The sequence below is a fragment of the Vibrio sp. 9-16B-A1 genome, from assembly GCF_056726165.1.
Window position 1 is genome coordinate 285,135 of sequence record NZ_JBSDZD010000006.1, and the last position, 19,151, is coordinate 304,285.

Below are 19,151 nucleotides of genomic sequence, written 5' to 3' on the forward strand. Positions count from 1 at the left end.
TCGCTCTCCGTAAAAATAACTATTGTCTTTTTAGCATGTTAGCCAGCTACCACTCCAGCAGTTTATTTAACCAGCCAGCAGCTCCGCTCTCACAAAATTTCTTCACCTCACCGTTTTCATCCCACACAGGCAGGCGGAAGTCTGCACGGCAGTCAGGGCTCAGCGCCCCGCCAGTGTCCGGCTTATACCCCTGGGTTACCACGTTTGATGGCCACGGCAGGATAAGCTGCTCCGGCGCGCGCTGGGTCAGATACTGGTGATAAACCCGCAGCGCTCCGCTGGCACCGGTCAGTTTAGTTGGTTTGTTGTCATCCCGGCCCACCCAGACAGTGACTACTTCGCGGCCATCGATACCGACAAACCAGCTGTCGCGGGTATCGTTAGAGGTGCCGGTTTTTCCCGCCAGCGCTGCACGCGAAAAATCGCCCTGCAGATAGCGGCCGGTCCCTTCACTGACCGCTTTTTTCATCGCGTAAGTGGTCAGCCAGGCGGCCTGCTCCGGTACCCGGCTGGTCACTTTCGGCAGCGAGCGGAACAGGCTGTTACCCTCTTTATCGCGCACGCTGCGCAGGGCGCTCAGCGGTGCCATTTTTCCTGAGTTGGTCAGAGTCTGGAACATCTGAGCCACCTGATACGGGGTCAGGGAAAATGCGCCAAGGAACATTGACGGCACCGGGCGGATCTCGTTGCGGTCCACGCCCAGTTTTACATAGGTCTCCATCACCTCTTTGATGCCCAGCTCAAGCCCCAAGCGCACCGTCGGTACGTTGAGTGAGCGGGAGAATGCTTTATACAGCGGCACTTCGCCACGGAATTTACGGTCATAGTTCTGCGGCGACCAGATATTGCCTTTGCTGCTCTTCATCTTCAGCGGCTCATCGTGCAGCGTGGTCGCCAGGTTATATTTCTCCGGCTGAGCAAGCGCGGTCAGGTACACCGCCGGCTTGGCCAGCGAGCCTATCGGACGGCTGGCACTCAGGGCACGGTTAAAGCCGTCATAACCGGTACGCTTGCCGCCGACCATAGCGCGGATCTCGCCGCTGCGGCGGTCTACGGCCACTGCAGCCGCTTCCAGCCCTTTACCCGAGCGCAGTTCCAGCTGCGGCACTTTACGCTGTATCGCCCGCTCCAGCTCGAACTGAGAAACCGGGTCAAGCGAAGTGAACACTTTCAGGCCCGCGTTATGATGAAATGCGTCTCCGACCTTCTGCTTCAGCTCGTTACTCAATTGCTCAAAGTACGCAGGCTGACGCGAGGCGATTTTTGGGTTGTCCTGAATATCGAGCGGCCGGTTGACCGCCATTTCGTACTCATTTGCGGTCAGGATCTGCTGCTGCATCATCAGGCGCAGTACCAGATCACGGCGGGTTCTGGCCCGCTCCGGATGACGAACAGGGTTGTAGTAGGACGGTCCTTTCACCATTCCCACCAGCAGGGCAATCTGATCGATTCGCAGCTCCTGAACAGGCTGGCCAAAGTAGAGCCGCGCCGCCAGGCCAAAACCGTGGATGGCATCGCCGCCACTCTGTCCCAGGTAAACCTCATTCAGGTAGGCCTCAAGAATCCGGTCCTTGCTGTAGCGGTAGTCCAGCAAAATCGCGATATAGGCCTCGCGGACTTTACGCCACAGGGTACGCTCACGGGACAGGAACAGGTTCTTTGCCAGCTGCTGGGTCAGGGTACTGCCCCCCTGTACCGTTCGTCCGGCTTTCAGGTTGGCGGCAAGGGCGCGGCCAATCGCCAGTGGCGAGACCCCGTCATGCTGATAGAAATCCCGGTCTTCGGTCACCAGCAGGGCGTCCACCAGCACTTCAGGGAACTGTTCCCGGCGCAGGAACAGGCGCTGCTCGTCGGTGTTCTTCTCCAGCATTCCAAGCATTTTCGGGTCAAGGCGCAGGTAGCCCATGTCACGCTCGTCTTCGAGTGACTCGATGCGCTGCACCCCTTCCGCGTTAAAGTGCAGCATCACGTGACGTGGAGGCTGAGGGCCGTCTTCAAACTCAAATTCACGCCGGATCATCTCAATTTTGGTCGATGAGGAAGAGTACTCGCCCGGGTGACGCGGGGAGCGCACTTTACGATAGTTGAGCACATCCAGCTCCTGACGCAGTTCCGCCAGATTTACCGGGCTGCCCGGAGCCAGGGTCAGAACCCGGCCGTATACCACGGTTGGCAGCTCAAACAGCTGACCATCGAAACGCTGGCGCACCACGGTATCCAGGTAGATACCGATAAATACCATCACCGCCAGCACCGCCAGAGCCAGCTTCCAGCTAAAGCTCCATAAGCGCTTCAGTATTCCGGGCTTTCCGGCTGCGGATTTAGCCGCGGTTTTCCTGCGTTTGGCAGGCGCTTTACGCCCTTTTGACGCTGAGCTGGCTTTGGACCGGGTCGGGGCCGGTTTCTTTTTATTCGTGGTCATGAGTTCAGTTGCCGTTTGGTTTTGGTGGTCGCGGTATGGCTGGCCGGATCGTCAGGCCAGACGTGTTTCGGATAGCGACCTTTCATCTCTTTTTTCACTTCCTGGTACGCGCCCTGCCAGAAGGCGGCCAGGTCCTGGGTGATCTGCAGCGGACGCTGCGCCGGAGAAAGCAGCTCCAGGGTGACTTTTTGCCGCCCGTCCGCCACGGTTGGCGATTCTTTTTCACCGAAGACTTCCTGCATCCGCACCGAGATCACCGGTGCCTGGCCCGGCAGATAGCGGATACGCTTACGGCTGCCGGTCGGCATGGTGTAATGAGTCGGCAGCCACTTGTCCAGCTCCTGGTTCAGCGGCCAGCCAAGGTATGCATTAAGCGCCTGACAGAGATCCACCGAGCGCAGCGCTTTGGCACTGGTCGCGCCGTGCAGGTATGGTGCAAGCCACTCTTCCAGCGACGCCAGCAGGCCATCATCACTCACATCCGGCCACTCCTGTTCCGGCATCCACTCAGCGGCGCAGCGCACCCGTGCCAGCCAGTTCTCACTCTGCTCGCTCCAGCTGAGCACATCCGGGCCTTTGCGGCGTACAAAATCGAGCAGCGCCTGCACCGACTGCTCTGCACCCGGTTCGGCCATCGCCTTGCGTGACAACACCAGTCTGCCAAGCATTTCACGCTTTTCAGCCACCAGCCGGCCTCTGGCTTCATCCCACTCGACACACTCTTTCTCTTCAATAAGCGCCTGAGGCAGCTGAGAGCGGGCCAGCTCACAGCCAAGCAGAATGCGGCTCGACTGGCCGCCGTGACGCATCAGATCCAGCGCCACCAGAAACTCTGTTCCATACAGTGGCGACGTCTCATCGGCCTTTGCGCCGTGGCCGTTGGCCAGCAGGTACTGGTCACTTTTGCCACGCGCCTGGGCTATCCGGTCCGGATAACCAAGGCAGAGGCACTCACCCAGCGCATCCGGCTGAATTGATTTCAAATCAAAGCGCAGATCCAGCCGCTCTGCCAGAGAGCGGCAGCGGGTCAGCAGGGCTTTCTGCATCCGGTGCTGACCGCCGATAAAGCGACTCAAGCTGGTCTGGATATCGCTCTGGCCACGTTCCGGCTCTTCGAGCAGCGCAGCAGCCGCAATGGCGGTGGTGCGCAGCGGTTTTTCACAGCGCAGCAGCATACTCACCTGGCGCGGCGCCAAACCAAGCGGCAGAGCTTCCCTTGCCAGCGGGGTCAGTTTGCCCTGGCTGTCGGTCAGGCCAAGGCGGGCCAGCAGATCCGCCGCCTGGGCAATCAGCGCTTTGGGCGGGGTATCCAGCCAGCTCAGCTCATCTGCGCTCTGGCATCCCCAGTAGAGCAGTTCCAGCCACAGAGAAGAGAGGTCACTGGAAAGAATTTCCGGCGCCGGGACCGCAGGCTGCTGATTGAGCTGACTTTCTGAACAGAGCCGTAGACACACACCCGGCTCAAGACGTCCGGCCCGTCCGCGGCGCTGCTCGGCGGAGGACTGGGCGACAAATACCTGCTCCAGTTTGGTGATGCCGGTTTTAGGCTGAAAGCGGGCGACACGCTCAAGACAGGAGTCCACCACCATGCGGATCCCGTCGATGGTCAGACTGGTCTCGGCGATATTGGTCGCCAGCACCACTTTGCGTCTGCCCGGCGGAGAGGGCTCAATCGCCTTTTGCTGCTCAGCCGGTGAAAGCTGACCGTAGAGAGGACAAATGTCGGTGTCGCTGCCGCACTGCCCTTCCAGCACTTCAGCCAGGGATTTAATCGCCGCTACGCCGGGAAGAAATGCCAGCAGCGAGCCGGACTCCCTGCCAAGCAGGCCGGAAATCTGTTTTGCCATCGCCGGGACCAGGTAGTCATTCGGTCCCATCGGAGCATAGCGGGTTTCTACCGGATACTGACGGCCCTGAGATTCAATGTACGCGGCTTCCGGCAGCAGGCCCTGCAGTGCCTTATGATCCAGGGTGGCCGACATCACCAGCAGTTTCAGGTCGTCACGCAGTGCGCCCTGCACTTCCAGTGACAGCGCCAGCGCGGTGTCTGCGTGCAGGCTGCGCTCGTGAAATTCATCGAAGATCACCAGCCCCACCCCTTCGAGATCCGGATCCTGCTGCAACATCCGGGTCATCACCCCTTCGGTGACGATCTCAAGACGGGTCTGGGCACTGACCTTCGTTTCACCGCGGATACGGAAACCGACCTGCTTACCCAGAGGCTCACCCAGTACAGAGGCCAGATAGCGGGCAATGCTGCGAGCGGCCAGACGGCGGGGCTCCAGCATGATGATCTTCCCTTCAATCTTTCCTTCTTTCAGCAGAGTCAGAGGCAGCATGGTGGACTTACCCGCACCCGGTGCGGCTTTGAGGATCACCTGCTGATGAGTGTCCAGCGCGGCCAGCACATCAGGCAGTACAGATTGGATCGGCAGTTGTGACAACGGAGGGGCCCTGTGATTTAATGTGACGCACCATTGTACATAAAAACAGTAATAAAATGCACTTTCAGCCTTCACTTCAGTCAGCCCGGCTGATCAAACGATACAAACGCTTTCTGGCCGACATCGAGCTCGACGACGGCAGCGTGAAAACCATCCACTGCGCCAACACCGGAGCCATGACAGGATGCGCCGAACCGGGTGATACCGTCTGGTACTCCACCTCGGATAATCCAAAGCGCAAATACCCCAACAGCTGGGAGCTGACCGAAACCAAAGCCGGTCATACCATTTGTGTCAATACCGCCCGTGCCAACCAGCTGGCCGCCGAAGCCATCAAAAACGGCACCGTTGCGCAGCTGGCCGGTTATGACTCCCTTCGCACCGAAGTACGTTATGGCAGCGAAAACAGCCGTATCGACCTGCTGCTGGAGAGCGAAGGCAAACCGCCCTGCTACGTGGAAGTAAAGAGCGTCACCCTGCTTGAATCCGGCGGACGTGGTTACTTTCCGGACGCTGTGACCACCCGGGGGCAAAAACATCTGCGCGAGCTCACGGAAATGGCCTTAAATGGTCACAGAGCGGTACTTTTTTTTGCAGTATTGCATTCAGGGATTGAAAACGTGTCTGTTGCCCACTATATAGATGCAAACTATTCAGAATTATTAAAAGAAGCGAAAGAAAAGGGGGTCGAAGTTATTTGCTGTAAAGCGCAAATGAACGACCGCGGAATGCAGCTGGATCATGCTGTCGATTTCATCGATGGTTATGAAAAATGATGCATCGTTCACAATGGTAACCTCATGCTAACATGAGTGATTGCCACCGGCTTTTCTTTCTGCTATAGATACCGGCCTTATTTGTCTGCCCGCAGACAAAAGGTGTAAGTAGGAGATGCTGTATGCCAGAGAGCAACAAGAAAAAAACGCTGGGAATCCTGGCGATTGCAGGCGTTGAGCCATACCAGGAGAAGCCTGGTGAAGAGTACATGTCACCAGAACAACTGGCTCACTTTACTAAGATTCTGGCCGCCTGGCGTAACCAGCTCATGGAAGAAGTTGACCGTACCGTTCACCACATGCAGGACGAAGCGGCAAATTTCCCGGATCCGGTTGACCGCGCTTCCCAGGAAGAAGAATTCAGCCTTGAGCTGCGTAACCGTGACCGCGAGCGTCGTCTGATCAAGAAGATTGAGAAAACTCTTAATAAGATCGAAGAAGACGAGTTTGGTTTCTGTGAGTCGTGCGGAATCGAAATCGGAATCCGCCGCCTGGAAGCCCGTCCGACAGCCGATCTGTGTATCGACTGTAAGACACTGGCGGAAATGAAAGAGAAGCAGATGCAGGGCTAATCCCCGCAACCTGTACAAAGATAAGAGGGAGCTTAGGCTCCCTTTTTGTTGTTGGAACCATGAAGAACACTCAATATATCGGCCGCTTTGCCCCGTCACCGTCCGGACCGCTCCATTTTGGCTCACTGATCGCCGCCCTCGGCAGCTACTTTCAGGCCAAAGCTCAGGGCGGACAATGGCTGGTGCGTATCGAAGACCTGGACCCGCCCCGGGAAATGCCCGGCGCGTCAGACCTTATCCTGCGCACCCTGGAGCAGTACCAGATCGGGTGGGATGGTGAGGTGGTGTATCAGAGCCAGCGTCATGCCCTCTACCAGGCTCAGATTGACCAGTGGCTACAGGAAGGGCTCGCCTATTACTGCCGTTGTACACGCAAGCAGATCAAAGCTGCAGGCGGGTTTTATACCGGCACCTGCCGGGATCTCGGCCTGCAAAACGGTGACAACTGCTCGGTACGGGTAAAAATGCTCCACCCGGTGACAGAATTCAGCGATGAGCGCCACGGCGTGCTCGCAATCCCGCAGCCGCTGGCCGAAGAAGACTTTATTATCAAACGTCGCGATGGCCTGTTTGCCTACAATCTGGCGGTAGTTCTCGACGATATCGACCAGGGGATCACCCAGGTCGTGCGCGGCGCAGACCTGATTGAGCCAACCGGGCGTCAGATCAGCCTGTACCAAATGCTCAATAAAGCACCGGTCAGCTACCTGCATCTGCCGCTGGCGGTCGATAAAAGCGGGAATAAACTGTCAAAACAGAACCACGCTGAGGGAATAGACACCGGTAACCCAAAACCGGAGCTAATGCTGGCAATGCAGTTCTTAGGCTTTGATTTACCTGACTATTTTGAAAGCGCCAGCGTTGGAGAAATGGTCGAATGGGGAGTGAAAAACTGGCACAGCCGCCAGTTGCCTGATGAGATCAGTCTCACATCACCATTCTCAAACAGGGCGAGCTAGAGTATTATTAGCCGCAATTTTAGAGCACAGATATATTCGGGGTGGACTATCTTAACTCAGGTTACCCGCTTTTGTCGTAATATCTTATCGGGCAAAAGCCAGGAAAATCGTCGCTCTCACGGAGAAAGAACACTGAAAATTTTTACCCGCGAAGAACATGACATTTCGCGCCGTCAAATCAGCGACAATGCACTGAAAGTGCTTTACCGCCTTAACAATGCCGGATACGACGCGTATCTGGTAGGCGGTGGTGTGCGCGACCTTCTGCTGGGTGAGAAGCCCAAAGACTTTGATATCGCGACTAACGCCACGCCGGAGCAGATCAAATCCCTGTTCCGCAACTGTCGTCTGATCGGCCGTCGCTTCCGTCTGGCTCATATCATGTTTGGCCGCGAAATCATCGAAGTGGCGACTTTCCGTGGGCATCATCAGGAACCGGCCAAGAACCTCTCGGCTCAGTCCAAAGAAGGCATGCTGCTGCGTGATAACGTCTACGGCACCATAGATGAAGACGCCGAACGCCGCGACTTCACCATCAACGCCATGTACTACAGCATCGCCGACTACAGCATCCATGACTACGCCGGTGGCGTGGAAGACCTGGACGCGGGCATGATCCGCCTTATCGGCGATCCGGAAACCCGCTACCGCGAAGACCCTGTACGCATGCTGCGTGCGGTGCGCTTTGCTGCCAAGCTGGACATGGACATCGAAGAAACCACTGCCGCGCCAATGAAAGAGCTGGCGACACTGCTGCAGGGCATTCCGGCTGCACGACTGTTTGAAGAGTCACTCAAGCTGCTTCAGTCCGGTCGGGGTCTGGAAACCTATTACCTGATGCGTGACTACGACCTGTTCCACCAGCTGTTCCCGGTGATCGGAGAATACCTGACCGAAGAACAGGACTCACCGGCAGAGCAGATGATCGAGCTGGTGCTTGAGTCCACCGACAAACGTATCGCTGAAGGCAAGCGCATCAACCCGGCGTTTATGTTCGCCGCCATGCTGTGGTACCCGCTGTGTGCCAAAGCAGAGCAGCTGATGGATAAGCGTGGCATGAGCCACTATGACGCGATTCTGGAAGCGGGCAATATCGTGCTTGATGAACAGGTTCGCAGCATCGCGATCCCGCGCCGTCATACCGCAACCATCCGCGAAATCTGGCAGCTTCAGCTTCGCCTGCCGCGCCGCAGCGGTAAACGTGCTTTCCGTATGCTGGAGCTGAACAAGTTCCGCGCCGGTTTCGACTTCCTCGAAATGCGTGGCGAAATCGAGCAGGGCGAAGTGCTGGAGCTCGCGAACTGGTGGGCAACGTTCCAGGATGCCGGCCGCAACATGCGCCAGGCCATGGTCAATGACCTCGGTGGCAACCAAAAGACCGGCCAGAAGCGCCGTCGTCCGCGCTCTAACCGCAAGAAAAAACCACAGTCATGACCACTGTCTATATCGCCATCGGCAGCAACATGGGAGACCCGGTTGCACAGGCTAAACAGGCAATTGAAGCACTCAAACAGCTTCCGGGCTCACGCCTGGAAGCCTGCTCTTCCCTGTACAGCAGCACACCGATGGGACCACAAAACCAGCCCGACTACATCAATGCAGTAGCCAGGCTGGAAACCGAATTAACGCCACTGCAGCTGCTCGATTGCACTCAGGCAATTGAGCTGGAGCAGGGGCGTGTCCGTAAAGACGAACGCTGGGGACCAAGAACACTGGACCTCGATATTCTGCTTTACGGCGATGAGGTGATCGATTCCGGGCGACTCACCATTCCTCACTACGGAATGAAGGTACGGGAATTTGTCCTGTACCCGCTCGCAGAAATCGCACCAAATTTAGCCCTCCCTGACGGGACTCAGATCCGGCAACTGCTGAAAACAGTCGATCGTAACGGTCTGAGCATTTGGCGCTGACAGCCAAAACCTGGTAAGGAATTACAAATGAAAAATGTCACTATCAACACCCTTATGGCCTGGAAACAGGAAGGCCGTAAGTTCGCTACTTCTACCGCCTACGACGCCAGCTTTGGTCAGCTGTTTGAAGAGATGGAAATGCCTCTTCTGCTGGTCGGAGACTCACTGGGTATGGTACTGCAGGGCGAGAATTCAACTCTGCCGGTATCGGTGGACGATATCGCCTACCACACCCGCTGCGTACGCGCGGGCAGCCCAAGCTGTCTGCTGCTGGCTGACATGCCATTTATGAGCTACGCCACACCAGAGCAGGCGTGTGAAAACGCAGGCAAACTGATGCAGGCCGGCGCCAATATGGTAAAACTTGAAGGTGGCCAGTGGTTATGTGAAACTGTTCGCATGCTGACCGAACGTGCGGTCCCTGTCTGTGCCCACCTGGGCCTGACTCCACAGTCTGTGAACATCTTTGGTGGCTTTAAGATCCAGGGCCGTGACGAAGAGCGCGCCGAGCAAATCGTCCAGGACGCTATCGCACTGCAAAATGCCGGTGCACAGCTGCTGGTACTGGAGTGTGTGCCGGCCTCACTGGCAAAACGCATTACTGAGCGCCTGACCATCCCTGTGATCGGTATCGGTGCAGGTAAAGACACCGACGGCCAGATCCTGGTTATGCACGATATGTTCGGTATCTCAGCAAACTATATTCCTAAGTTTTCTAAAAACTTCCTGGCTGAAACGGGTGATATCCGCAAGGCGATCGCCAAATACAGGGAAGACGTTGAGAGCCAGACTTTCCCGGGTGCCGAGCACACCTTTAACTAAGGACTGAACATGCAAACTTTTACTGACATTGCCTTATTGCGCGAACAGATCAAACAGTGTAAGCGCGATAATCGTCGTATTGCATTTGTACCGACCATGGGTAACCTCCATGAAGGTCACCTGACGCTGGTGCGCAAAGCGCGCGAGCAGGGCGACGTGGTGGTGGTGAGTATTTTTGTTAACCCGATGCAGTTTGACCGCGCGGAAGACCTGAATAACTACCCAAGAACCTTAGAAGAAGACCTGAGCAAGCTGAATGGCGAAGCGGTAGACTTTGTGTTTACCCCGACTCCGGAACTGATGTATCCGGCGGGTCTGGATAAGCAGACGTTTGTTGAAGTACCGGGTCTGTCTCAGATGCTGGAAGGTGCTTCACGTCCGGGCCATTTTCGCGGCGTGGCCACGATTGTGACCAAGCTGTTTAACCTTGTTCAGCCGGACGTTGCCTGCTTTGGCGAGAAAGATTTCCAGCAGCTGGCTGTTATCCGCCAGATGGTGGAAGACATGGCGATGGATATCGAGATCGTTGGCGTACCAACCGTACGTGAAATGGACGGTCTGGCGATGAGCTCACGTAATGGTCTGCTGACCATGGACGAGCGTCAGCGCGCCCCTGTGGTGGCACGTACCATGCGCTGGATCAGCAGCCAGATCCGTGGTGGCCGTGACGATTACAGCTCGATCATCGAAGACGCCAATGACCAGCTTCGCGCTGCCGGTCTTCAGCCGGATGAAATATTCATCCGCGATGCGAAAACCCTGCTGCCAATCAATGCTGAGAGCAGCCAGGCCGTGATCCTGATGTCGGTATTCCTGGGCAAAGCCCGCCTGATCGACAACCAGGTATTTGACCTGGTTCAGGAAGCCAAAGAAGAAGAGAAAGCTGAGCAGGAAGGCTGAGTTTTCGAACGTTAAAAAAAGGTCACGCAGCGCGTGACCTTTTTTGTATGTATCAGCTTCTCAGCCCAATCCCCCGGCTGACCAGGTAATGCGCCACCCCGTAAAGCACCAGCACAAAAATCCCCAGTACGCCGAATGAAGTGGTGATCGCCACATCCGATACGCCCAGGAAGCCATAGCGGAAGGCGTTAACCATGTAGACGATCGGGTTGATTTTCGACACGCCCTGCCAGAACTCCGGCAGCAGGCTGATGGAGTAGAACACCCCGCCAAGGTAAGTCAGCGGCGTCAGCACAAAGGTCGGGATAATGGAGATATCGTCAAAGGTTTTGGCAAACACGGCGTTAATAAGGCCGCCCAGAGCGAACACCACCGAGGTCATAAACACGGTTGCGACAATCACGCCCCAGTGCTGCACCTGCAGGTCAACAAAGAATAGCGAAACAAATGTCACTATGGTTCCCACCGCCAGGCCACGGGCCACGCCGCCCATTACAAAGCCACCGATGATCACATAATTCGGCACCGGCGCCACCAGCAGCTCTTCGATGTTGCGCTGAAACTTGGAGCTGAAGAACGATGAAGCCACGTTGGAATAAGAGTTGGTGATCACCGACATCATAATCAGACCCGGCACTATGTACTCCATGTAGCTGAAGCCGCTCATCTCACCGATACGCGAGCCGATCAGGTTGCCGAAGATAATGAAGTAGAGCGTCATGGTGATCGCCGGCGGTACCAGGGTCTGAACCCAGATCCGGGTGAAGCGGTTGATCTCTTTACGCAGCAGGCTGTTAAATGCGGTCCAGTAGATTTGATACATAGTTACCCCCTGCCCTGATCCGAAACGATGGTGACAAACAGCTCTTCAAGGCGATTGGCCTTGTTACGCATCGAAAGCACTTTAATCCCCTGCTCTGAAAGCTGGGCGAATACTTCATTCAGCCCCTGAGATTTATCGATCTCAATTTCAAGTGAATGACCTTCCATTCCCACCACTTTAACGCCGTCGAGTGCAGGCACCTGCTCACAGCCATCCAGGTCGAGAATAAAGGTTTCCACATGCAGCTTGCCCAGCAGGGCTTTCATCGAGGTGTTCTCGATAAGCTCACCCTTGCTGATAATGCCGATATTGCGGCACAGCATTTCGGCTTCTTCGAGATAGTGGGTAGTGAGAATGATAGTGATGCCCTGCTCGCGGTTGATCTTTTTCAGGAACTCCCACATAGAGCGGCGCAGTTCGATGTCCACCCCGGCGGTCGGTTCATCAAGAATCAGCAGTTTAGGCTCGTGCATCAGGGCGCGGGCGATCATCAGCCGGCGCTTCATGCCCCCGGAAAGGTTACGCGCACGCTCGTTGCGCTTCTCCCACAGGTCGAGCTGGGAGAGGTATTTCTGCGCACGCTGTTTAGCGGTCTCACGCGGCACACCATAAAAACCGGCCTGCTGAAGAACGATCTGCTCAACGGTTTCAAACTGGTTAAAGTTGAACTCCTGCGGTACCAGTCCCAGGTGCTGCTTGGCCTGCTCCAGCTCGCGGTCAATGTCATGGCCAAACACTTTAACCTGACCGGCGGTCTTGTTTACCAGTGAGGAGATAATGCCAATGGTGGTGGATTTCCCCGCCCCGTTGGGTCCAAGCAGGGCGTAAAAGTCCCCTTTTTCCACGTTCAGGCTGATGCCCTTCAGTGCTTCAAAGCCACCGGCGTAGGTTTTACGCAGCTGGCTCAGCTCTAATGCGTACATAATTGCACTGCTCTGTCTGATATTCGATGGGTATCAAATGACGTTGATATGTTCAGTTTTCAACCCCTGCTCCCCATTTTTATTTCAGAGCATTCTAATTAACTGCCGCGACCGCTGCCTTCAGGGCATGGGAGCGGAACTCAAAACAGTTTGCCTCCGGCACCAGTTCCAGCACATGGAATTTCTCCAGCTGCTGCCGGGTCTGCTGATTCGGACACAGCAGGTAAACCTCACAGTCCGCATCCCTTGCATCCTTAATGGCGTTCTCCAGTGCCAGACCCACGGTGACGTCGAGCATAGGCACGTCGGTCAGGTCGAGGATCATCGCCTGATACTCATCGATACTCGAATGCTGACGTGAAATCGCCTTAGAGACGCTGAAGATCATCGGCCCGGAGAGATAGAAGAACAGCACCTTACCTTCCGCCCTGTCCAGAATCGCCCGCTCGCTGTCGGTCAGCGGTACATCATCTTCATCGGCGTCACTGATGGCTTTGACCTGACGCGCCTGCTCGCGGCTCAGGCGCTCAATGATCAGGATATTAGAAATAAACACCCCAAGACCCACCGCCACAATCAGGTCAACAAATACCGTCAGCCCCATCACGCCGTACATGATCGCCATACCCTGTACGCTGACTTTATGAGCCCGCTGGATAAAGCTCCAGTCGAGAATATTAAAGCCAACATAAAGCGCGATACCCGCCAGTACCGCCATTGGGATAGGTTCAGTCAGACCGCCAGCAACCAGCACCACCAGTAACAGCACCAGCGCACGGACCACCCCGGAAAGCGGCGAACGCGCACCAACCTGAATGTTGGTCACTGTGCCCATGGTCGCGCCCGCGCCCGGCAGCGCACCGACCAGGCCAGAAAGCATATTGGCCAGGCCCTGGCCGCGCAGCTCTTTGTCGGAATCGTGCTCTTTACGGGTCAGGGAGTCGCCGATAACGGCGGTCAGCAGGGTATCGATACAGCCCAGGGTACCCAGCACCAGCGCATCGATCACCATAGTAGTAAACACTTGTGCATTAATGGTGGGTATCACGAGCGACGGCAGACCCGCCGGGATCTCACCGATGCGGCGGATCTCATCCATATCGAACAGAACAAGCGAAAGCAGGGTGACCGCCACCAGAGCCACCAGCTGGGCGGGCACGTACTTACGGTATTTCTTGGGCAGGAAAAACAGAATGCCGAGCGTCAGCAGGCCCAGAAACAGCTCACTGAACTTCATTTCAGCGACAATATCCGGCAATGCCTGCAGTGTGCCCGATACCCCGCCCGCAGGCGCAGCATGGCCGAGCAGCGGAGAGAGCTGCAGAATAATCAGTATCACCCCAATCCCCGACATAAAGCCGGAAATCACACTGTAGGGCATCAGGGTGACGTATTTTCCCAGCCTGAGGGTACCGAGCAGGATCTGAAACGCACCGGCCATCATGACCACGGTAAACGTCATTGCCATGCCGCTCTCCGGGTATTTGGCCGTCATGGTGGTCAATACGGCGGTCATGATCACCGTCATCGGACCGGTCGGCTCAGAGATAAGCGTGGAGGAGCCACCAAACAGGGAAGCAAACAGCCCCACCATGATTGCGCCCCAAAGCCCGGCCTCTGCGCCCGCTCCGGAGGCCACACCAAAAGCCAGCGCCAGCGGCAGGGAGATAATCGCAGTGGTCACCCCGCCAAACAGATCTCCCTTTAGGCTGATGTCTGAAAAACGCCTGTCGAACATTCCTTCGCTCCCTGTATAAACCGGATCAATACTGTTGCCAAATTTAACAAATCAGCGCGATTTCCGTAGTTAAATTACACGAATATATTGTTACCAGTTATAAATTCGGGTAATAAAGCGGCGAATATGCCGTATCTGGTGCCGTTTAAGACGTCAGATGAGTGGATTTGTGTGCTTTTTTTACGGGATCGAATTTGTAACATTGTGTATAGTGAGCGGAATCAATTGAGGGAAAGACGATGCCTGAAATCAAAGAGCTTTTTGACAACAACTCAAAGTGGTCAAAATCGATCAAATCTGAACGTCCTGAATACTTTTCCAATCTGGAAGAAGGGCAAAGCCCGGGCTTTTTATGGATAGGATGTTCTGACAGCCGGGTACCCGCTGAGCGCCTTACCGGCCTCTACTCCGGCGAGCTGTTTGTACACCGCAACGTGGCCAACCAGGTCATTCATACTGACCTGAACTGCCTGTCAGTCGTTCAGTACGCGGTCGACGTACTGAAAGTGAAGCATATTATTGTCTGTGGTCACTACAGCTGTGGCGGCGTCAACGCTGCGATTGATAACCCGAAACTGGGCCTTATCAACAACTGGCTGCTGCATATCCGCGACCTGTACCTGAAGTACCGTGATTCTGTTACCCGCCTTCCGCGTGAAAAGCAGGCTGACAAGCTGTGCGAAATCAACGTGGCCGAGCAGGTATACAACCTGGGCAACTCCACTATCCTGCAGGGCGCCTGGGAACGTGGTCAGGAAGTGCAAATCCATGGTCTGGTTTACGGCATCGGAGACGGCGTACTGAAAGATCTTGGTGTGCGCTGTGCTAACGCTGAAGAGCTGGAAACCAACTACCAGGCAGCGATGGAGAAAATTCTCAACAGCGACCTGCTTTGCCAGCCGGAAGAATAAACAGAATATTCCGCCAGACAGTAAAACGCCCGCATCACAGCGGGCGTTTTTGTATCCGGGTACCGGTCAGGATTACTCCTGAGGCACAACCTTACCGATGTATGGCAGGTGGCGGTAGTTCTGCGCGTAGTCAATGCCTACACCCACAACAAACTCATCCGGGATTTCAAAGCCGATGAATTTTGCTTCCACTTCTACTTCGCGGCGGGAAGGCTTATCCAGCAGAGTACAAATCTCAATCGAGTTCGGCTCACGAATTTCCAGAATTTCACGCACTTTGCTCAGTGTGTTACCGGTATCAATGATGTCTTCAACCAGCAGAACGTCCTTGCCTTTGATGTCATCATCCAGGTCTTTCAGGATACGCACGTCGCGTGAGCTCTCCATGGCGTTGCCGTAGCTCGATGCCGTCATAAAGTCGATCTTGTGCTTCAGGTCGATAGCGCGGGTCAGGTCCGCCATAAACACGAACGAACCACGCAGCAGGCCAACCAGTACCAGATTCTCTGAATTCTGGTAGTGCTCTGTGATCTGCTTACCCAGCTCGTGAACGCGCTTTTGAACCTCAGCTTCTGAGATCATTACTTCTACGGTATGTTTCATACTTTTCTCGTTTGTTTGTCACTAAACAGCGCCGCAAACAGCCCGTTTCATAGCGGAAGGGCTGGCAGCAGCAATCGATTGGCATATTCTAGCACTCCCGGCCTGAGTGGATAAAGTTTTAACCTGGTCAAATTTCACGCCCGGATGATATTTCTATCATTGACATTCAGATATGCACCTGTACACTCATGTGTTATATTGCAAACTATAAATACATCAGCAATAAGTGACCCAGTGCTTTTAGTGGCTTGAAAAGCACACCATAAAGAGGTCACAACACACTAATAATCAACAACAACGTTGGCAAGGAAACTATCTATGGATACGCTAAAAAAACGTCCGCGCACCCGACTATCCCCACAAAAACGTAAAGAGCAGCTGCTCGATATCGCGATCGAAGTATTTGCCCGCCGTGGCATCGGCCGTGGTGGTCATGCTGATATCGCTGAGATCGCTCAGGTCTCTGTGGCAACCGTGTTCAACTACTTTCAAACCCGTGAAGACCTGGTTGATGAAGTACTGAGCCAGGTAGAGAAACACTACCGCGAGTTTGTCACTCAAAATATCAATCTGGAAGCGAGTGCCGAGTTTAACCTGGACCAGTTTACCAGCGAGGTCATCCGTGCCTCACTGGCTGGTGATAACTGGCTGAAAGTGTGGTTTGAATGGAGTTCGTCTACCCGTGAAGAGGTATGGCCTCTGTTCCTGAGCTGCAATGAAACCAGCCGCAAAAAACTGGAAACCATGTTCCGCAACGCCATGGACCGTGGTGAAGTGAGCGACCGTCACAACCCGGCAGACCTTGCCAACATGCTTGACGGCATCTGCTACTCGCTGTTTGTACAGGCTAACCGCACCCCGGATGCGGAGTACCTGAGCGGAGTAAAAGACAACTTCCTCGCGATGCTGTGCATCTATAACCGTAATCAGTGATGCTAAGCACAAATTAACAAAGGCCCCCAGGGGCCTTTTTTGTTTCTGTGGCTATGCTGAGAGTAAACAATAAAGGACTCTCACATGCGTCAGACAGCTTTAATCTCCCGTATTAACGAACTTCCCAGGCTGCAAAAGGTTCTCCAGGAGCTGCTGGATATGGTGAACCAGCCAGACGTAGACTTTCGCAAACTGGCAGACAAAATCGCCATGGAACAGGTGCTCAGTGCCCGCCTGCTGCGGATGGCTAACTCCGCTTATTTTGGTGGTAACAAAAACATTGCCTCGGTCAACGATGCCCTGCTCAGGGTCGGCTGCGGCCCGGTGCGCACCCTGATTGTGGCTTCGGTACTCTCGGGCGCTTTTCCCAAAGTGCCCGGGCTGGACTTGGGCGAATACTGGGCGGATACCTTCGACACCGCCATTCTCGCCAGCAAGCTGGGCGAACATTCAGGAATGGATGCCAACGAAGTGTTCTCTACCGCGATACTGCACAACATCGGTGAGCTGATGCTGCACACCCTGGCCCCGGATGAAGCCATGGCGGTCAAACAGCGCGCCGCCCAGGGAGAAGACCGCTTCACCGTCCAGCAGTCGCTGCTCGGCTGCACTACCCCTGAGCTGGGTGCCACCCTCGCCCGCGAATGGAATTTCCCCGCCGAAATGGTCACCGCCATCGAACACTACCCTGCCCCACAAAAACTCGGCCACGCCCCGAGACTGGCGGTTGCGCTGCACTTTGCGCTCGATATTCAGGAAAACTGGGATGATCTTCAGGATGAAAAGAGCAAAGCGCTGTATCTGACAGAACATCAGGACGCCAGGGTCATGCAGGTTTCGGCTGCCTTTGGGGAACAGATTGAGTCACTGAAGGGGAAAGGGAAAGAGCTGGCGGTGCAGATGATGGGGTGAGCGGTACGCGGTGCTCGGTTTGTGGTATGCGGAAAGCCTCTCCCAGCAACAACGCCTGCTTGTTCCCACGGTCTCTGAACTGACCCCCAATAGTTGGACACCAATTATTGGGGATCTTTTATGTCCAAATACAGTCGAGAACTTAAGTTCATCGTTGCAAAAGAATACTTAGATGGGATGACTCCCAATCTGCTCGGTCAGAAGTATTCAGTCCCATCCAAATACATCCGATACTGGGCTCAGGTGTATTCCCTTCATGGGGAGGATTCATTTACGGTCGATGGGCAGTCAGTAAGCACAGAGTTTAAACGAGAAGCTATTGAATTAATGTGGACAAATAATTGGTCTGTCAGACACACTAGTGCCGTCCTAAATCTCTCTTTCTCTACAACTTTGACTGCGTGGCTCAATAAATACAAAGCGCGGGGAATCAAAGGGCTTGAGAACCGTCGCGGAGCAAAAATGTCCATGAAAAAGTCGCCAAAGCAACCACAGAAATCTGATGATGAAATGACCCTGGAAGAACTGCGCGAGGAACTGGCGTACTTGCGAGCGGAGAATGCGGCTTTAAAAAAGTTGGAGGAGCTGAAACAGCAAAGGCTTCAACGAACAAAGAAAAAGCGTTAGCAGTTTTAGCTCTTAAAAAATCTTACCCACTAAAACACTTACTGAGAGCTCTTGAGCTACCAAGGAGCGTTTTCTACTATCAGTGCAAGGTGGCGAAGCGTAAGCCTGCTTATGAAGATGAGCTTGAAAGAATACATTCAATTTATCATGAACATAAGGGGCGATACGGCTATCGCAGGATACACTTAGAACTACGCAGAGAGGGGATTAAGCTCAACCATAAAACGGTACAGCGCTTAATGATTCAACTCGGTTTGAAGTCAACAGTAAGACCCAAGAAGTACCGGGCTTACAAAGGTGAAGTGGGGAAAATAGCGCCAAATATCTTGAAAAGAGATTTTAAGACAACGCAACCAGACGAGAAATGGGTAACTGATGTAACCGAGTTTAAAGTAAAGGAGCAAAAGGTCTTTTTATCTCCGATCCTCGACTTGTTTACCCAAGAAGTTGTCGCGTTCAATATCTCGAAGACATCACGTTTGCCGCTTGTTACAGAGATGCTGAAGGATGCTATATCAACGCTAGATAATAACTCAAAACCGATAGTACACAGTGATCAGGGGTGGCAATATCAACACAGGGCTTACCAGAAACATCTGTCCGATAACGGACTGACGCAGAGTATGTCGAGAAAAGGTAACTGTCTGGATAACGCAGTGGCAGAAAACTTCTTTGGGATCTTAAAAACAGAGATGTACCATGGATACCAGTTCGACGATGCAGATGACTTGATCTCCAGTCTTAAAGACTATATCGAGTACTACAATACAAAGCGGATCAAGGTAAAGCTAAATGGCCTGACTCCGCGAGAGTATCGAAATCAGGCGCTGCTGGTAGCTTAACGAAACTGTCCAACTTTAAGGGGTCACTTCA

At 54.5% G+C, this 19,151-nt stretch carries 17 protein-coding genes and 1 pseudogene; 12 read left to right on the forward strand and 6 right to left on the reverse strand.

Annotated features, from left to right (window positions below; translation table 11 throughout):
* Nucleotides 1–46: 46 nt before the first annotated feature.
* Nucleotides 47–2,422 carry a penicillin-binding protein 1B gene (mrcB, locus tag ACVB80_RS12450; RefSeq protein ID WP_481081604.1) on the reverse strand — a complete coding sequence of 792 codons (2,376 nt, stop codon included), beginning with the start codon at nt 2,420–2,422 and terminating at the stop codon, nt 47–49.
* Complete coding sequence (hrpB, locus tag ACVB80_RS12455) at nt 2,419–4,866, reverse strand: ATP-dependent helicase HrpB (RefSeq protein WP_481081605.1); 2,448 nt, start codon at nt 4,864–4,866, stop codon at nt 2,419–2,421. Before hrpB ends, mrcB begins: the two co-directional genes overlap by 4 nt.
* 56 nt (nt 4,867–4,922) lie before the next feature.
* Here hrpB and sfsA point away from each other — a divergent pair, with 56 nt between their 5' ends.
* The 7 genes from sfsA to panC all read left to right on the forward strand — a co-directional run bounded on the left by sfsA (nt 4,923) and on the right by panC (nt 10,808).
* Nucleotides 4,923–5,642 carry a DNA/RNA nuclease SfsA gene (gene sfsA, locus ACVB80_RS12460; protein ID WP_481081606.1) on the forward strand — a complete coding sequence of 240 codons (720 nt, stop codon included), beginning with the start codon at nt 4,923–4,925 and terminating at the stop codon, nt 5,640–5,642.
* 122 nt (nt 5,643–5,764) lie between these two features.
* A complete protein-coding gene (gene dksA, locus ACVB80_RS12465; RefSeq protein ID WP_481081607.1) occupies nt 5,765–6,214 on the forward strand; it encodes an RNA polymerase-binding protein DksA in 450 nt (149 codons plus the stop codon).
* 59 nt (nt 6,215–6,273) lie between these two features.
* Nucleotides 6,274–7,173, forward strand: a complete 900-nt coding sequence (gluQRS, locus tag ACVB80_RS12470) for a tRNA glutamyl-Q(34) synthetase GluQRS (protein WP_481081608.1) — start codon at nt 6,274–6,276, stop codon at nt 7,171–7,173.
* Nucleotides 7,174–7,254: 81 nt separating this feature from the next.
* Nucleotides 7,255–8,607: a polynucleotide adenylyltransferase PcnB gene (gene pcnB, locus ACVB80_RS12475; RefSeq protein ID WP_481081626.1), complete on the forward strand. Its 1,353-nt coding sequence runs from the start codon at nt 7,255–7,257 to the stop codon at nt 8,605–8,607.
* A complete protein-coding gene (folK, locus tag ACVB80_RS12480) occupies nt 8,604–9,086 on the forward strand; it encodes a 2-amino-4-hydroxy-6-hydroxymethyldihydropteridine diphosphokinase (RefSeq protein ID WP_481081609.1) in 483 nt (160 codons plus the stop codon). The genes pcnB and folK overlap by 4 nt, the downstream gene beginning before the upstream one ends.
* A 27-nt stretch (nt 9,087–9,113) precedes the next feature.
* A complete protein-coding gene (gene panB / locus ACVB80_RS12485) occupies nt 9,114–9,908 on the forward strand; it encodes a 3-methyl-2-oxobutanoate hydroxymethyltransferase (protein WP_481081610.1) in 795 nt (264 codons plus the stop codon).
* Between the two features lie 9 nt (nt 9,909–9,917).
* Entirely contained in the window at nt 9,918–10,808 is an 891-nt protein-coding gene (panC, locus tag ACVB80_RS12490) for a pantoate--beta-alanine ligase (protein WP_481081611.1), read from the forward strand.
* 52 nt (nt 10,809–10,860) lie between these two features.
* Here the strand turns inward: panC and ACVB80_RS12495 are convergent, their stop codons facing one another.
* From ACVB80_RS12495 to ACVB80_RS12505, 3 genes are all read right to left on the reverse strand, one after another.
* Complete coding sequence (locus ACVB80_RS12495) at nt 10,861–11,631, reverse strand: ABC transporter permease (protein WP_481081612.1); 771 nt, start codon at nt 11,629–11,631, stop codon at nt 10,861–10,863.
* 2 nt (nt 11,632–11,633) lie between these two features.
* Nucleotides 11,634–12,554 carry an ABC transporter ATP-binding protein gene (locus ACVB80_RS12500; RefSeq protein ID WP_481081613.1) on the reverse strand — a complete coding sequence of 307 codons (921 nt, stop codon included), beginning with the start codon at nt 12,552–12,554 and terminating at the stop codon, nt 11,634–11,636.
* A gap of 94 nt (nt 12,555–12,648) precedes the next feature.
* Complete coding sequence (locus ACVB80_RS12505) at nt 12,649–14,292, reverse strand: SulP family inorganic anion transporter (protein ID WP_481081614.1); 1,644 nt, start codon at nt 14,290–14,292, stop codon at nt 12,649–12,651.
* A 239-nt stretch (nt 14,293–14,531) separates the two neighbouring features.
* On the opposite strand from ACVB80_RS12505, the gene can reads away from it, so the two are divergent.
* Nucleotides 14,532–15,203 carry a carbonate dehydratase gene (gene can, locus ACVB80_RS12510; RefSeq protein WP_481081615.1) on the forward strand — a complete coding sequence of 224 codons (672 nt, stop codon included), beginning with the start codon at nt 14,532–14,534 and terminating at the stop codon, nt 15,201–15,203.
* Between the two features lie 72 nt (nt 15,204–15,275).
* On the opposite strand, the gene hpt is transcribed toward can, so the two are convergent.
* The gene (gene hpt / locus ACVB80_RS12515) at nt 15,276–15,806 is read right to left on the reverse strand and encodes a hypoxanthine phosphoribosyltransferase (protein ID WP_481081616.1); all 531 of its coding nucleotides are present in this window, start codon (nt 15,804–15,806) and stop codon (nt 15,276–15,278) included.
* Nucleotides 15,807–16,124: 318 nt separating this feature from the next.
* Between hpt and ACVB80_RS12520 the strand changes: the two genes are divergently transcribed.
* From ACVB80_RS12520 to ACVB80_RS12535, 4 genes and pseudogenes are all read left to right on the forward strand, one after another.
* Nucleotides 16,125–16,739, forward strand: a complete 615-nt coding sequence (locus tag ACVB80_RS12520; protein WP_481081617.1) for a TetR family transcriptional regulator — start codon at nt 16,125–16,127, stop codon at nt 16,737–16,739.
* An 84-nt stretch (nt 16,740–16,823) separates the two neighbouring features.
* Complete coding sequence (locus ACVB80_RS12525; RefSeq protein ID WP_481081618.1) at nt 16,824–17,651, forward strand: HDOD domain-containing protein; 828 nt, start codon at nt 16,824–16,826, stop codon at nt 17,649–17,651.
* A 120-nt stretch (nt 17,652–17,771) separates the two neighbouring features.
* Nucleotides 17,772–18,278, forward strand: a complete 507-nt coding sequence (locus ACVB80_RS12530) for a transposase (protein ID WP_481081358.1) — start codon at nt 17,772–17,774, stop codon at nt 18,276–18,278.
* Between the two features lie 26 nt (nt 18,279–18,304).
* Nucleotides 18,305–19,120, forward strand: a pseudogene (locus tag ACVB80_RS12535) (IS3 family transposase); the annotation flags it as partial.
* Between the last annotated feature and the right edge of the window lie 31 nt (nt 19,121–19,151).